The sequence below is a fragment of the Bradyrhizobium sp. SZCCHNS3016 genome (assembly GCF_032484535.1).
In the GTDB taxonomy this organism is placed as follows: domain Bacteria; phylum Pseudomonadota; class Alphaproteobacteria; order Rhizobiales; family Xanthobacteraceae; genus Bradyrhizobium.
Genome location: NZ_JAUETE010000015.1, coordinates 197,596 through 211,928, shown reverse-complemented (window position 1 = coordinate 211,928; position 14,333 = coordinate 197,596). Strand labels below are relative to the sequence as shown.

Genomic DNA, 14,333 nt, shown 5'->3' with positions numbered 1-14,333 from the left:
CCGCGTTGACCGTTTCTTTCGAATGCCCATCGCAACCTCCTCATCGAGTGTTGCGACGACCAATTGAATCCACCTCCGGCCCTCCCTGCGCGATGGCTTTAACGGCTGCTTCGCATTCTCCCCGGTGCGCCGGGCTCTCTGGTCACCGTCACCCACGCGGCGCCGTTGGCGCCGGCGCAGGCTTGATACTGGCATCGGAGTATCAGGACCACGCGACTTGACCGTGCGAGCCGATGTTGTTCGTCCGCGCGAATGACCACGCTGCAAACCGGCCCGCCCATCACATCCCACCTCCACGCTTCGTGACGACTGCGCAGCGCCCCTCGTCGATGAGGCGGGACAGCGACAAACAATCATGATTTTCCGAAATTGCCAAGCGGGATATTTTTTCTGCCGGGACTGGACAGCCCAAATCAGCCTGAACTTGCTCGTGAAATCGGATTCCGGACGCAGCGGCGATCGGGCGTATCTGACGCCTCGACAGGCTTGTCCGATCTCGGCGTGAGGGGCATGAGTCGCCCGACGAGCGGCATTCTTGATCGCGTCAGTCCTCGACGCGCAGCCCATCACCATCGACGTACCAGTCGGCGCGGGACGCCCAATGCACGTGGCGATCGGGAACGGCGCCGAGCGGCTCATCGAAGCCTCCGGCGGGAATGATCGCCTCGCGGCCGCTGCGCGTCAGATGTGGCATCGGGCTGCCGCAAGTGCTGCAGAAGGCGGTGGCGAAGCTGCGCGCCCGGGGCAAGTCGAACCGCGTGACGTTCGCCTCGCCGCGCAGCCAGCGCAGCGCCGCCGCCTTGACGATGACCTCACAGGAGTGCGCCGTGCCGCTGGCCTTGCGACAGCGCGAGCAATGGCAATTGAGGAATTTGTCGAACGGCCCGTCGACCTCGAAGCCGACCTGGCCGCAGAGGCAGCTGCCGCGGAACGTGGTCATGACGATCTCCTGTCTTGGTCTGGAACGGAATGTCCAAGAGCGCCGCACGCGTGGAGGATGTTACTTGTCCTGATTGCTTATCCTGATTGCATCCTTGCAGCTATCAGGACGACTGAAGGCCAGCCGCGGTCGCCGCACTGTTAGTAGGTAGTCTGATCTTCCCAAAGCGGAACATTCATTTGTTGTGAGTCATCCTCGGCGTCGAGAGTCAATCACTCCGAATGATTTGGAACCAGTCTGAGCGGGCAGCGCCGTCCCGCATTTGCATGGCTCAGGGGTGATTCGGTCACCTTGAGGACATGTTTGGACGTTGATTGGCGCGCGGCAGGGGGATTTCACAGCGTACAGGAGTCCTCCAAATGTACCGCGTTGTTATTGTCGTCGCCGCATTGCTGGCTCTCTCCGTTCAAGCCGAGGCGCGTCCTCGTCACCACCATCATCATCACTACTCGCACCGTCACCACTCCTACATGAATGCGATGGCCTCGATTCCCGGCGAAGGTCGCGTCGTCGGCGGCCGCCCATCGGGATGTCCGCATGCATTTTGCGGCTGCGAAGCGTCGCTCTACACGTTCGGCCGGGTCGTTCCCGAGCTGAATCTGGCATCGAACTGGCGTCGCTTTCCGCGCGCAGCTCCCGCACCGGGAATGGCTGCCGTCCGGTCCGGCCACGTCATGATCCTGCAGCAGCAGGTCGCCGGCAACATCTGGTATGTGCATGACGGCAATTCCGGCGGCCACGTCACCCGCGAACATCCCCGCTCGATCGCCGGCTACACGATCGTGAACCCGAATGGCGGTTCCGCGATGTTCGGCGCGGCGGCTCGTGTCACGCGCGAGGCCCGTGCGCCGAGCTACCAGCGGCTCGCCCGCAACACGCGGCCGGACGGCTGGATGGCCAGCGCGGCGCCGATGGCCTTCAACTAGGTCCCGACGCCGGGGCGCGCGGCATGCAGCTACGAAGTCGCGAGCTGCATGCCGCTTCCGCCTATACGCTCCGCGCCTCGCGTCTGAACAGCACGTACAGCACCAGCAGCGTCAGCACCGTCGACGAGATGATGCCGCCGATGACGACGGTGGCGAGCGGGCGCCGCCCTTCAGCGCCGGCGCCGGTCATCTTGCCCTCGACGCCGGTCAGGGTCAGCACCGGAAGATAGACCACGGCGATGATGCCCGTGCCGAACAGGCTCGGCCCGATCACCTCGCGCGCGCCGCTGACGATGGTCTGCAACCGTTCGGAGGTCGTGAGCTGGCCGCCCTTCTTGTGTTGCGCCTGGGCGAGCAGGCGCAGGCAGTTCTCGACAATGATGACGGCGCCATCGACGATGATGCCGAAATCGACCGCGCCGAGGCTCGTCAGGTTGGCGCTCACCCTGCTCTCGACCATGCCGTTGATGGTCACGCGCCGCGCCACCGCGCGGCTGTTCTCGCCGATCAGGAGCGTGCGCACCGCGCCCCCTGTTCGCCGTGCGCATAGCACGCGGTGTCGGGTGCTATCGATCAGCAACAATGTAACAAGCGGAACCGCTCACAGCGCGCCAAGGGCGGGCGCCAGGATCACACAGGCCAGCAGCGCCAGGGCCGCAGCGCTGCAGCGATAGCCGAGCGACGCCGGCACGACATGCCCGAGGCCGCAGCGCAGCGTCGCGCCGAGCACGATCCAGGCTCCTCCGATCGTCGCAGTCGAGAGTCCGAGCACGACCAAGAACGGCCATAGGCTCGCCGCATCGCCTTCCAGCGGCAGCAAGGTGAAAGCGAAGATGATGGCCTTTGGATTGAACAGCGTCGTGATGAAAACGCCGCGCAGGGTGACCGGCGCCGCATCGCTTGCGCTGCTGCTGCCGTGGCGCCAGAGCGCGGCAGCAAGGTGCAGCAGATAGAGCACGACCACGACACGAAGAGCATATCCGACCAGCGGCGCGGTCGCAACGAGCGGACCGAGCGTGATGCGCAGCGTCGCGATCGCGAGCAGATAGCCGGCAAGCTCGGCGAGCAGCAGATGAACGGAGGCGCGCACGCCACGACTCGCACCGGCAGTGGCGAGCAGCGTGTTCGTTGGGCCGGGCGTAACGAGCAGCGCTGCGCCCGCCGCACCGAAGGTCAGGATATCCATGACCGCATCAAGCACGCGCGCCATGCGCTGGCCTTGACGAGCGTCAACGTCCGGCGCCGCGGGCTGCGGTCCCGTTTTCCGGAACGGCTCGTATGTCGGCTTCATTGCGGACGGTGGTCGGCCGCGCCGCATGATAGGATCGTATGGCAGCATGCAGGGCGACTGATTGACTTGGCTCTCGTGCAAACTAAGGTTCGCGGCGCCGGAAGTGGAACAGCGCCTGATCATCGCACCGTTCGAACGCGAAGCATCGATGGTTGGCGCGCAAGGATCGGAAGACAGATGACGTTGGCGATGAGCTGGGACGAGTGGGCCCGGCATGATGGCATGGCGCTGGCGGCGCGCATTCGCAGCGGCGAGCTGACGGCGGCGGAGCTGGCAAGGCAGGCCGCCGAGGCAATCGCAAAAGTCGATCCCGCGCTGTCCGGCGTGGTCGAAGTCTTCGCCGATGCCGTGGAAGATCCGGGTAAGGCCGGCGCCAATCTCGCAGGCCCCTTCGCCGGCCTGCCGTTCCTGATGAAGGATCTCGGGCCGACGATGGCCGGACGGCTGCAGGAGCAGGGCTCGCTGTTCATGCGCGGCAACCGTCCCGCCGCCGACACGCACCTGACGGCGAAGATGCGCAAGGCCGGCCTCAATCTGATGGGCCGCACCACCACGCCGGAGTTCGGCGTCTGCAGCTCGGCCGAGAACCCGGCCGTCTACGTCACGCGCAATCCGTGGAATACCGACTACACGACCTGCGGCTCGTCGGCGGGCAGCGCGGCGATGGTCGCCGCCGGCGTCGTGCCGATCGCGCACGCGACCGACGGCGGCGGCTCGATCCGCATTCCCGCCGGCGTCAACGGCAATATCGGGCTGAAGGTCTCGCGCGGCGTGTTTTCGATCGCGCCGCATCTGTCGGATCTAAGCGGCCTGGTCTCGATCCAGGGCTGCCAGTCGCGCAGCGTGCGCGACACCGCGGCATTCGTCGATCATTGCCGCGGCGGCGCGCCCGGCGAGTTCATGCCGTATTGGACCACGCCGGAGCCCTATGTCGACCTGATCAAGCGCGATCCCGGCAAGCTCAGGATTGCGCTGTCGCATCAATGGGGCGACTACCGCGCCACGCCGCATATTGCTTCAGAGCTGGAGCGTGTGGGCAAAATCCTCGAGGGCCTCGGCCACCACGTCGGCTACGCGCTGCCCGACGTCGATTACCGCCAGGCGTTCGCGGCGCAGACCACCTGCTACATCTCGAACTTCGCGATCGTCATCAACAACCTGCTCGCATCACGCAAGCTCGAGCGGCCGCCGGCCGACCTGATCGAGCCGATCAACATCCGGATATGGGAAGCGGGCAAGGGCACCAGCTTCGCCGAGCGTGCGGCGATGCAGGCGGTGTTCAATACGACGTCGCGCGCCTTCGGCGCGTTCTTCGAGGACTGGGACATCATCCTGACGCCGATCACGGCACTGCCGACGCCGAAGATCGGCACCACCGAATACCTGACCATCAGCGACAATCCCGACGTGCTCGACTGGTTCGAGAATCTGTGGCGCAACTTCGCCTTCACGCCGCTCGCCAATCTCTGCGGCATCCCGGCGATCTCGCTGCCGCTCGGGACCAATGAGCACGGCCTGCCGCTCGGCATCCAGGCGATCGGCAAACAGGCCGATGACGGCCTGCTGCTGCAGCTCGCGGCCCAGATCGAGCGCGCGATCGGCGGTCAATGGAACGGCGGCGCGACGCCAGCCGTGCATGTGACCAGCAAGTGAGCGACTCACGCGCCTGATCCTGATGACATGATAGGCTGCGCCGGGCGTGGACAAGGCGCTCGCATTTCCGGCAATCTTGCATTTCCGACCATCAGGCGCGCCCGATGAACATCCTGCTGCTCAATCCCAACATCCGCACCGACATCACCGACCTGATGCTGCAGGTCGGCCGCGACGCTGCCGCACCCGGCACGACCCTGATCCCCTGCACCGCGCCGCGCGGTGTGCCCTATATCGCGACCCGCGCGGAGGCGCAGATCGGCGGCGCCGTCGCGCTGGAGATGCTGGCGGAGCGCAACGGCAGCTTCGACGCCGCGATCATCGCCGCATTCGGCGATCCCGGCCTGTTCGCGGCCCGCGAGCTGTTCGACGTGCCGGTGATCGGGCTTGCCGAGGCGGCGATGCTGACCGCCTGCATGGCCGGACGCCGCTTCGCCATCGTCACCTTCGCGCAGGCGCTGGGTCCCTGGTACGAGGAGTGCGTGCGCATGCACGGCCTGATGGAGCGCTGCGCCGGCATCCGCATGCTCGACGGCAGCTTCAAGCAGATCTCCGACGTGCAGCACGAGAAGGAAGAGCTGCTGGTCGAGCTGGCGCTGCGCGCGGTGGAGGAGAACGAGGCCGACGTGCTGATCTTCGCCGGCGCACCGCTCTCCGGGCTCGCGGCCCGCGTCGCGCACCGCATTCCCGTGCCCGTGGTCGATCAGGTGATCGCCGCGGTGAAGCAGGCCGAGGCACTGCTGGCGTTGAAGATGCGCAAGGCCACCGCCGGCACCTTCCGCCGCCCGGCCGCGAAGCCGACGACGGGCTTGCCCGAGGCGCTGGCCGCCCGGCTGGAGCATCGCGACGGGTAGTTGGGCCGTCTGAGTCGCAACGCTCTCTCCCCACGTCATTCCGGGACGCTGTCGGCGCGAGCCCGGAATGACGTGGGGAGAGAGCGAACCAGATCTTGTTAGCTGCGAGCTCGGGCGAAACCCGTCATACTCCCATACCCCCACCTCCTCTTCTGTACACAAGCCGCCTTCGTTGCCTGAAAAGGCGGCACGCTTCTTGCTTTTTCAGATCAGTTGAGCAGGAAGCCCATGGCCAGCGTATCGGAAGCCAAGTCGCTCGTTCTGGATCGGATCACCCACCGCTTCGCCAGCGGCACGATGGCCGTATCCGATATCAATCTCGATGTGAAAGGCGGCGAGATCATCGCCCTGCTCGGCCCGTCCGGCTGCGGCAAGACAACCTTGCTGCGCATCATCGCCGGCTTCATCGGCCAGAGCGAGGGGCGCGTCATCATCGGCAACGACGTCGTCGATGCGCTGCCGCCCAACCGGCGCGCGGTCGGCATCGTGTTCCAGAACTACGCGCTGTTTCCGCATCTCTCGATCACCGAGAATGTCGGCTACGGCCTCGCCGCGCGCGGCGTCGACAAGGCGACGCGCAACAGGGAGGCGCAGCGGCTGCTCGATATGGTGCAGCTCGGCCCGTTCGGTGAGCGGCTGCCGCGGCAATTGTCGGGCGGCCAGCAACAGCGCGTGGCCCTGGCGCGCGCGCTCGCGATCAAACCGTCGATCCTGCTGCTCGACGAGCCGTTCGCCGCGCTCGACAAGAATTTACGGTTGGACATGCAGATCGAGGTCAAGCGGCTGCAGCGCATGGCGGGGATCACAACTTTGATCGTGACCCACGACCAGGAGGAGGCGCTGTCGATGGCCGACCGCGTCGCCGTGCTGAGTCACGGCCATCTCGAGCAGTTCGGCACGCCCTCCGAGATCTACGATCAGCCGCAGACGCTGTTCGTGAACACCTTCGTCGGCACCGCGAACAAGATGAAGGGGACGGTGATCGCGGCCGACACGGGCAGTGTCAAGGTTGGCCTGGAGGCCGGCGGCGAGATCATCGCGCGCGCCCCCACCCCGGTGCGTGCCTCAGACAAGGTCACCGTGTGCCTGCGTCCCGAGCATCTCACCTTCGTCAGCGACGACACCGGCTTTGCCGGCGAGATCGGCATGGCGCTGCCGCTCGGCGCGACCGTGGTCCATGAGATCAAGGCCAGCGACGGCTCGAGCATCAAGATTTCGCAGGCCCGCACCGGCGACACGCCACTGCGCGATGCCGGCGCGCCGGTGCGGGTCGCACCGATCGCACCCGGCCTCGCCACCGTCTTCCCGCAATAGACCCACAGACACATCGGAGTGAAACATGATGCTTGATCGCCGCCGGCTCCTGACCAGCGCCTTGACGCTGGGAGCCATGCACGCCTTCCCGGGCCTGAGCCTCGCGCAGGCGCGGCCGCTGGTATTCGCGACCTTCACCGGCAGTTGGGAGGAGGCGCACAAGGCGGTCCTCGTGCCGGCGTTCCGCAAGGCCAATGCCGATGCCGCCATCGTGCTCGACCCGATGCTGTCGGTCGATCAGATCGCCAAGGTCAATGCCGCCAAGGCCAATCCGCCGATCGACGTCATGCTGCACGATCCGGGTCCGGCGCTGGTCGCGATCGGCCAGGATCTCGTCGATCCGTTCCCGGCCGACAAGAGCACCTATTTCAAGGACCTGATTCCGGAAGCGCAGGACGCGATGGGCCCGGCGCCGTTCTTCCAGGTCGTCGGCCTCACCTACAATCCAGAGACGGTGAAGACGCCGCCAACCTCCTGGGCCGACCTGTGGAAGCCCGAGTTCAAGGGCAAGGTCGGCATCACCAATCTGAACTCCACGCTCGGCACCGGTTGGCTGGTCGAGATCGCGCGCATGCGCGGCGGCTCCGAGGCCAATGTCGACGAGGGCTTCAAGGCGCTGGAGGAGCTGAAGCCGAACCTCGCCGCGGTCGCCGCCAATCCCGGCGCCCTGGCGACCCTGTTCCAGCAAGGCCAGATCGACATCTCGCCCGGCAATTTCAACGCCATCCAGATCTTGAAAGCGCGTGGCGTGCCGGTCGAGTTCGTGGCGCCCAAGGAAGGCGCCATCGCCTTCAAGACCACGATCCACATCGTCAAGAACTCGCCGAACAAGGAGCTCGCCTTCAAGCTGATCGAGGCGGCGCTGTCGCCGGAGGTGCAGACCACGCTGATGAACTCGCCCTATCTGATCGTGCCGACCAACACCAAGGTGGCCATGACCGGCGAGATCGCCAAGGTGCTGGCCAAGGATACCGCGGAGCTGAAGAAGAAGTTCGTGTTCCAGGACTGGAAGAAGATCAACGAGCAGCGCGCGTCCTGGATCGAGAAATTCAACCGCGACATCAAGATCTGACGCGATGAAGAGCGCCACGACAGCACCTGGAGACGTGACCAGCTTCAGCCTGGAGCTTGCGCTGCCCCTGGGCCTGGTGTTCGCGATCTTCTTCGTGCTGCCGTTGGCGCAACTGCTCTATCTCTCGCTGCACAACGACACCGCCGCGACGGTGTGGGGGCTCGGCCAGTACATCAAGTTCCTGACCGACCCCTTCAGCCTCGCCGTGCTCGGCTCGACCTTGCTGCTCGGCGCCGAGGTGACGCTCGCCTGTCTCGTGCTCGGCTATCCCATCGCCTGGCTGTATCAGCGCTCGGGCAGCCGGGTGCAGACCCTGATCATCATGATCGTGCTGCTGCCGCTGCTCACCAGCGTCGTCGTCCGCACCTTCGCCTGGATCGTGATCCTCGGGCGGCAGGGCATCATCAACTCCGTGCTGCAATCGCTCGGCCTGATCGGCACGCCGCTGCGCATGATCTACACCCAGGGCGGACTGATCGCGGCGCTGGCGCAGGTGCAGATGCCGCTGATGGTGCTGCCACTGATCACCGCGATCGGCCGCATCGATCCCAATCTCTCCGACGCCTCGGCCTCACTCGGCGCCGGTAGCTGGCGCACCTTCGTCAAGGTGATGCTGCCGCTGTCGATGCCCGGCATCATCGCCGGCTGCACCCTGACTTATGCCGCCGCGATCACCGCCTTCATCACGCAGTCCCTGGTCGGCGGCGGGCAGATGCTGTTCATGCCGATGTATCTCTACCAGCAGGCCTCGACCCTGCAGAACTGGCCGTTCGCCGCGGCGATCTCGATCATCTTCCTGTTCGCGGTGCTGGCGATCGTCGCGCTGTTCTCGACACTCGGCCGCCGTGCTCGCGGCTACGGAGACGCGCGATGAGCCGCAGGCAGACGAATGTCGAGGCACTCAGCTTCCAGATCGTGATGACGGTCATCGCCGTGCTGGCGCTGATCCTCGTCGTGTCGCCGTCGCTGGTCGTGGTGATCGTCTCCTTCACGTCCGGCTTCTCGCTGAAATTCCCGCCGCCGGGCTATTCGGCGCGCTGGTACGTCGAATTGTGGAACGCCTGGCAGCTGCAGTTCGCCGCGCGCAACAGCGTCGTTGTCGCGCTGTGGTCGACGGGTCTGTCGATCGTGCTCGGCGTCGCCGCGGCGCTGGCGATCTCGCGCTCGAAGACGCTCACGGCGAAGCTCCTGGACTCGTTGTTCATGTCGCCGCTGGTACTGCCGGCACTCGCCTTCGGCCTGGCGGCGCTGATGTTCTTCTCGCTGATCGGCCTGCCGGTGTCGCTGCTGACGCTGGTGATCGGCCACACCATCGTCTGCGTGCCCTATGTCGTCCGTAACACCGTCGCGGCACTGGCCCAGCTCGAGCCGACCTTGCTGGAAAGCTCGGCGATCCTCGGCGCCAGCAGGCTCTATACTTTCCGCCGGATCGTGCTGCCACTGATCCGCCCCGGCATCATCTCCGGCGCGTTCATCGCCTTCATGTCGTCGTTCGACAACGTGCCGGTGTCGCTGTTCCTGCGCGATGCCGCCACCGACATGCTGCCGATCCGGATGTGGCAGGACCTCGAAGGCAAGCTCGACGTCACCATCGCCGCGCTGTCGAGCGTGCTGATCATCGCCACTATCGCGCTGATGGCGATCATGGAGCGCGCCACCGGCCTGTCGAAGCGGCTGACGGGCTGATCAATCCGACAGCGTCGCAAGGAGCTGAATAGTTGCGATTTGGCCGTCATTCCGGGGCAATCGCCAATGCGACGGCGCGAAGCGGCGGCGCGTTGACGATTGAACCCGGAATCCCGAGATTGTCGGCAATGGACGCAAGACAATATCGAGATTCCGGGTTCAAGGCCTGCGGCCTTGCCCCGGAATGACGGTGGTCATGGCGTAGTAGGATTCATCCGCTCGCTGCGACGAGCCCGCCGCGGGCGGGCGTCTCGAAGGACGGCCACACGCTCTAAGCGCCACGGAAGATCGAATAGCCCCAGGGGGTGAATTTCAGCGGCAGATGAAAGTGCTCCTCGACCTTGTCGATCGCGAAGCGAAACGGCACTGTGGTGAGGAATTTCGTCTGAGCGCCAGCCCCGAAGAACTCGCCGACATGAAACAGCACCTCATACTCGCCGGCGATGACGCCGTCGCCCTTGACGACCGGCGCCTGCAAGGTGCCGTCGGCGCCGAGCTGTCCCTCCGCGAGCAGCGTGCGATCCGGCGTCACGCGCCAGATCGCGACGCGCAGGCCACGCGCGGGGCGCCCGTTCGCCACATCAACCGCATGAACCGAGATTCCACCGGCCATTTCGTGCTCCGCCATCAGGTTGTCGCGGCATGATAGCCGCGAAGCAAGCGTCAGCGCCAGCGGCGCCGCTGTGGCCTGCGGTCGCTGCGATGACCGCGCTGCAGGCCCTGGTGTCGCTGGCGCTGTTCGCGCCGGGCGTCGTCGCGCCACGCGCTGGCCTCGGCATCGAGCAGCTGTCGCTGTTCTCCACCGCGGCCTTCACCATCAGCCTCGTCTCCTCGTTCTGGGGCGGCACGCTGGTCCAACGCGTCGGCTCGCTGCGCGTCGCAGCGCTGTGCGCGGTCGCCGTCTGCGCCGGCATGTCGCTGGCCCTGTTCGAGGGTGGATGGGCCCTGCTCGGCGCCGGGCTGATGCTGGGGCTCGCGGTCGGACCGGAGACACCGGCAAGCTCAGCGCTGCTCGGACGTCTCGTGCCGGCCGAGAAGCGCGCGATGGTGTTTTCGATCCGGCAGACCGGCAGCCAGATCGGCGCCGTCGTCGGCTCGCTGCTGCTGCCGCCGATCGCCGTGCTGCTGGCACCGAGCTCCGCCTATGCCGCCGTGATCGTCTGCGCCGCCATCGCCTTCGCCGGCTTCGAGCGTCTGCGGCCGGCCTATGCGATCACGCCGCCGGCCATGCCGCGGCTCGGCCTGTCCGATCGGCTGCGACTGATCAGCGCCGACCGCCGCATGGCCGCGCTCGCCGTCGCCTCGATTCCGTTCAGTGGCATGCAGGTCATCCTCAACACCTGCTTCGTCAGCTTCGGCACGTCAGACCTCGCGCTCAGCCATGTCGAGGCCGGCTGGGTGCTGGCGTCGGCGCAAGGCGCCGGCCTGATGGGACGGCTGGGCTGGGGCGTTGTGGCGACACGGCTGCGCTCGGCGCGGGCCGTGCTGGTGATGGCAGGCGTCGGCATGGCGGTCTGCGCGCTGCTGCTTGGTCTCTGCGGGCCACTGCTGAGCCGATCGATCCTGGTCCTGCTCACCGTCGCGTTCGGACTGACCGCAAGTGGTTGGAACGGCGTGTTCATCGCCGAGATCGCCAATCTCGCCAAGCCCGGGCGTGTTGCCGAGGCGACAGGCGCAGTGCTCACCGCCTCGTTTCTCGGCCTCGTCGCCGCGCCGCTGCTCGTCGCCTTGCTGACGCCCCGCGTGGGACTCGGCGGCAGCTTCGTCGCACTCGGATTGACGGCGGCCGCGGGCGCGGCCGTTCTGCTGATGGAGCGATCCCATGCGCGCAAGTGACATCGCACGCGCCGTCATGGCGCGGCAAAGCACCGCCAGAGAGATGGCCGAGCAGGCGCTGGCGCGCATCGCCGCGGCCCGTGACCTCAACGCCGTCGTCACGACAGATCCGGCGCGAACGCGCGCCGAGGCCGATGCCGTCGATGCACGCGTGGCCGCCGGCGAAGCAATGCCGCTCGCCGGCGTGCCGATCGTGGTCAAGGACAACATCTGGGTCGAGGACTGGCGCATCACGCAGGGCTCGCGGCTGTTCGCTGATTTCATCGCGCCCGAGGATGCGATCGCGATCGCGCGGTTGCGCCGCGCTGGCGCCGTGATCGTTGGCATCGGCGCAACCTCCGAGTTCGCCTGCAAGGGCGTGACGACCTCGCGGCTGTTCGGACCGACTGTTCATCCGCAGGACCGGCAGCTCACGCCCGGCGGCTCGTCGGGCGGTCCCGCCGTTGCGGTGGCGGCTGGGCTCGTGCCGCTCGCGATCGGCACCGATGCCGGCGGCTCGAGCCGCCGGCCGCCGGCCCATGTCGGCGTGGTCGGCTTCAAGCCGTCGTTCGGTGCCATTCCCTACGGGCCGGGATTCCCCGAGCCATTCTGGCGCATCTCGGTGATCGCGCCGATCGCGACCGATGTCGGCGATGCCAGGCTTGCGTTCGAGATTATGGCCGGCGCCGACCCGCGCGATCCCGATACGTTCGATGTGGCCGTGGCGGATCATGCAACGCCGCTGCGCGTGGCGTTCTCGCCGCGGCTCGGGCTGGACGTCGCGGTCGATGGCGACATCAGCGCTGGCCTGCAGCGGGCGGTCGACCGCCTCCGCGCCGGCGGCATGCCGATCGTCGACAAGGATCCCGTCTGGCCGGCCGGCCTTGCCGAGGACGCGGTCATGCCGCTCCAGCATGCCGGGCTGGCCGCACTCTACGGCGACGCCTTCCACAATGATCCGGCGCAATTCGATCCAGATGTCGCCAAGCAGATCGAGCGCGGGCTCGGCCTGACCGGCGCCGATGTCGCGCGTGCGCTCGAGGCAAGCGCGCAGATCGCGCGGGCCTTCGCAAGCTTCTTCACGCAGGCCGGCGTGCTGCTGGCGCCGACCGTGCCCTGCGTCGCCTGGCCGTTCACGCAGCTCGGCCCATCCAAGATCGGCGGCAAGTCGGCGAGCCCGCGCGCGCATGCGGTGTTCACGCCTTACGCCAATCACGCCGGCGTGCCGGCGATCTCGATCCCCTGCGGCACCAACGTTCACGGACTGCCATTCGGTCTGCAACTCATCGCGGCCCGCGGCTGCGACCGCCTGCTGCTCGATGTCGCTGCCGACGCCGAGCAGATCCTCGCTCAGTCCTGATCGAACTTCTTCGCCAACCTCGCCCGCGTGATGTGACCGATCTGGTCGATGGCGTTGGCGATCTCGGTGTCCGGGTCGTTGCCGATGCGACGCTCCATCTCGGCGATGACCGAGGGGCGGTCGGCGTGCAGCGCCAGAGCGACGATCAGCGGCATGCCGAACTTGTCGCGATAGCGGCGGTTGATGTCGGCGACGCGCTCGAACTCGGCGCGCGACAGCGAGGTGAAGCCGAGCCGACCCTGCTCGCCGATCGAGTCGTTCGTCATCTCACCCGCCAGCGCCTCGCGGCCGGCGAGCTCCGGATGGGCGCGGATCAGCTTCAGCTTCTCGTCACGGCTCATGGCGCGGACGACATTCATGAGCGTCGTATGCAGAGCATCCGCGGCGTCATCGAATGCGGACAGGCCGGCGCGATAGGCGCGGTCGGCAATCTCCGGGGAGTGCTCGAAGATGTCGCCATAGCGCTCGACGAACAGCACGCGCGACATCTGCGACGGCCGCCATGCGCCGGCCGGCGGATGCGTCCGGATCCAGTGCCGGGCGATGTCGAGCCGGGTCGCGACCCAGACCTTGTCATGACCCGTGATATAGTCGAGGAAGCGCGCCAGCGCGGCCGCGCGCCCGGGGCGGCCGACCAGCCGGCAGTGCAACCCGACCGACATCATGCGCGGGCTCTCCGCACCCTCTGCGTAGAGCGTATCAAAACTGTCCTTCAGATAGGCGAAGAACTGGTCGCCGGAATTGAAGCCCTGCGGGGTGGCGAAGCGCATGTCGTTGGCATCGAGCGTATAGGGCACGATCAGTTGCGGGCCGTGCGGCCCCGCGATCCAGTACGGCAGCTCATCGGCGTAGGAATCGGCGCTGTAGACGAAGCCCTGCTGATTCAACACGATGTCGAGCGTACGCTCCGACGTGCGGCCCTGGTAGAAGCCGAGCGGCCGCTCGCCCGTCAGCTCGGTATGGAGCCGGATCGCCTCCTCGATATCGGCGCGCTCGTCGGCCTCGGAGACATCGCGGTAGTCGATCCATTTCAGGCCGTGGGAGGCGATCTCCCAGCCGGCTTCCTTCATCGCAGCAACAGCATCCGGATTGCGCGCCATCGCGGTGGCGATTGCAAATACCGTGACCGGCAGCTTGCGCGCGGTGAACATCCGCCACAGCCGCCAGAAGCCGGCGCGCGAGCCGAACTCGTAGATCGACTCCATGTTCATGTGGCGCTGCCCGGGCCAGGGCTGGGCGCCGACGATCTCGGACAGGAAGGCTTCAGAGGCGGCGTCACCGTGGAGGATGTTGTTCTCGCCGCCCTCCTCGTAGTTGATCACGAACTGCACCGCGACGCGGGCATCGCCCGGCCAGCGCGGATGCGGCGGCGTGCGGCCGTAGCCGACCATATCGCGGGGATAGACGTCAGCACTCATCCGG

At 66.7% G+C, this 14,333-nt stretch carries 13 protein-coding genes and 1 pseudogene; 9 read left to right on the top strand and 5 right to left on the bottom strand.

Annotated features, from left to right (window positions below):
- Positions 1–544: 544 nt before the first annotated feature.
- Positions 545–940, bottom strand: coding sequence for a GFA family protein (locus QW881_RS26225; protein ID WP_316158827.1), 396 nt, complete (start codon positions 938–940; stop codon positions 545–547).
- 359 nt (positions 941–1,299) lie between these two features.
- Between QW881_RS26225 and QW881_RS26220 the strand changes: the two genes are divergently transcribed.
- Complete coding sequence (locus tag QW881_RS26220; protein ID WP_316158828.1) at positions 1,300–1,866, top strand: hypothetical protein; 567 nt, start codon at positions 1,300–1,302, stop codon at positions 1,864–1,866.
- Positions 1,867–1,927: 61 nt separating this feature from the next.
- Here the strand turns inward: QW881_RS26220 and QW881_RS26210 are convergent.
- Positions 1,928–2,338, bottom strand: a pseudogene (locus tag QW881_RS26210) (efflux RND transporter permease subunit); the annotation flags it as partial.
- Between the two features lie 129 nt (positions 2,339–2,467).
- Positions 2,468–3,052 (bottom strand): LysE family transporter, encoded by a 585-nt coding sequence (locus tag QW881_RS26205; protein ID WP_316158830.1) that lies wholly within the window; start codon positions 3,050–3,052, stop codon positions 2,468–2,470.
- A 282-nt stretch (positions 3,053–3,334) separates the two neighbouring features.
- On the opposite strand from QW881_RS26205, the gene QW881_RS26200 reads away from it, so the two are divergent.
- The 6 genes from QW881_RS26200 (at position 3,335) to QW881_RS26175 (ending at position 9,736) form a co-directional block, all read left to right on the top strand.
- Entirely contained in the window at positions 3,335–4,810 is a 1,476-nt protein-coding gene (locus QW881_RS26200) for an amidase (protein ID WP_316158831.1), read from the top strand.
- 104 nt (positions 4,811–4,914) lie between these two features.
- Positions 4,915–5,664: an aspartate/glutamate racemase family protein gene (locus QW881_RS26195; protein WP_315783840.1), complete on the top strand. Its 750-nt coding sequence runs from the start codon at positions 4,915–4,917 to the stop codon at positions 5,662–5,664.
- A gap of 228 nt (positions 5,665–5,892) precedes the next feature.
- Positions 5,893–6,978: an ABC transporter ATP-binding protein gene (locus QW881_RS26190; protein ID WP_315753667.1), complete on the top strand. Its 1,086-nt coding sequence runs from the start codon at positions 5,893–5,895 to the stop codon at positions 6,976–6,978.
- Between the two features lie 25 nt (positions 6,979–7,003).
- Positions 7,004–8,050, top strand: coding sequence for a polyamine ABC transporter substrate-binding protein (locus tag QW881_RS26185; RefSeq protein WP_315734871.1), 1,047 nt, complete (start codon positions 7,004–7,006; stop codon positions 8,048–8,050).
- A 4-nt stretch (positions 8,051–8,054) separates the two neighbouring features.
- A complete protein-coding gene (locus QW881_RS26180; RefSeq protein WP_315753669.1) occupies positions 8,055–8,924 on the top strand; it encodes an ABC transporter permease in 870 nt (289 codons plus the stop codon).
- Positions 8,921–9,736, top strand: a complete 816-nt coding sequence (locus QW881_RS26175; protein ID WP_315753671.1) for an ABC transporter permease — start codon at positions 8,921–8,923, stop codon at positions 9,734–9,736. Before QW881_RS26180 ends, QW881_RS26175 begins: the two co-directional genes overlap by 4 nt.
- A 271-nt stretch (positions 9,737–10,007) precedes the next feature.
- On the opposite strand, the gene uraH is transcribed toward QW881_RS26175, so the two are convergent.
- Positions 10,008–10,349, bottom strand: coding sequence for a hydroxyisourate hydrolase (gene uraH / locus QW881_RS26170; protein ID WP_315753966.1), 342 nt, complete (start codon positions 10,347–10,349; stop codon positions 10,008–10,010).
- A gap of 29 nt (positions 10,350–10,378) precedes the next feature.
- Here uraH and QW881_RS26165 point away from each other — a divergent pair, with 29 nt between their 5' ends.
- Positions 10,379–11,572, top strand: coding sequence for an MFS transporter (locus QW881_RS26165; RefSeq protein WP_315753673.1), 1,194 nt, complete (start codon positions 10,379–10,381; stop codon positions 11,570–11,572).
- Positions 11,559–12,911 carry an amidase gene (locus QW881_RS26160; RefSeq protein ID WP_315753675.1) on the top strand — a complete coding sequence of 451 codons (1,353 nt, stop codon included), beginning with the start codon at positions 11,559–11,561 and terminating at the stop codon, positions 12,909–12,911. Before QW881_RS26165 ends, QW881_RS26160 begins: the two co-directional genes overlap by 14 nt.
- Here QW881_RS26160 and puuE read toward each other — a convergent pair.
- Positions 12,902–14,329 carry an allantoinase PuuE gene (gene puuE, locus QW881_RS26155; RefSeq protein WP_315753677.1) on the bottom strand — a complete coding sequence of 476 codons (1,428 nt, stop codon included), beginning with the start codon at positions 14,327–14,329 and terminating at the stop codon, positions 12,902–12,904. The two genes, QW881_RS26160 and puuE, sit on opposite strands and share 10 nt — an antisense overlap.
- Positions 14,330–14,333 lie beyond the last annotated feature (4 nt).

Coding starts and splice junctions, on each gene's coding strand:
- uraH (WP_315753966.1), bottom strand. CDS start 10,349: ATGGCCGGTGGAATCTCGGTTCATGCGGTTGATGTGGCGAACGGGCGC.
- puuE (WP_315753677.1), bottom strand. CDS start 14,329: ATGAGTGCTGACGTCTATCCCCGCGATATGGTCGGCTACGGCCGCACG.
- QW881_RS26190 (WP_315753667.1), top strand. CDS start 5,893: ATGGCCAGCGTATCGGAAGCCAAGTCGCTCGTTCTGGATCGGATCACC.
- QW881_RS26165 (WP_315753673.1), top strand. CDS start 10,379: ATGATAGCCGCGAAGCAAGCGTCAGCGCCAGCGGCGCCGCTGTGGCCT.
- QW881_RS26185 (WP_315734871.1), top strand. CDS start 7,004: ATGATGCTTGATCGCCGCCGGCTCCTGACCAGCGCCTTGACGCTGGGA.
- QW881_RS26205 (WP_316158830.1), bottom strand. CDS start 3,052: ATGGATATCCTGACCTTCGGTGCGGCGGGCGCAGCGCTGCTCGTTACG.
- QW881_RS26220 (WP_316158828.1), top strand. CDS start 1,300: ATGTACCGCGTTGTTATTGTCGTCGCCGCATTGCTGGCTCTCTCCGTT.
- QW881_RS26180 (WP_315753669.1), top strand. CDS start 8,055: ATGAAGAGCGCCACGACAGCACCTGGAGACGTGACCAGCTTCAGCCTG.
- QW881_RS26200 (WP_316158831.1), top strand. CDS start 3,335: ATGACGTTGGCGATGAGCTGGGACGAGTGGGCCCGGCATGATGGCATG.
- QW881_RS26175 (WP_315753671.1), top strand. CDS start 8,921: ATGAGCCGCAGGCAGACGAATGTCGAGGCACTCAGCTTCCAGATCGTG.
- QW881_RS26160 (WP_315753675.1), top strand. CDS start 11,559: ATGCGCGCAAGTGACATCGCACGCGCCGTCATGGCGCGGCAAAGCACC.
- QW881_RS26195 (WP_315783840.1), top strand. CDS start 4,915: ATGAACATCCTGCTGCTCAATCCCAACATCCGCACCGACATCACCGAC.
- QW881_RS26225 (WP_316158827.1), bottom strand. CDS start 940: ATGACCACGTTCCGCGGCAGCTGCCTCTGCGGCCAGGTCGGCTTCGAG.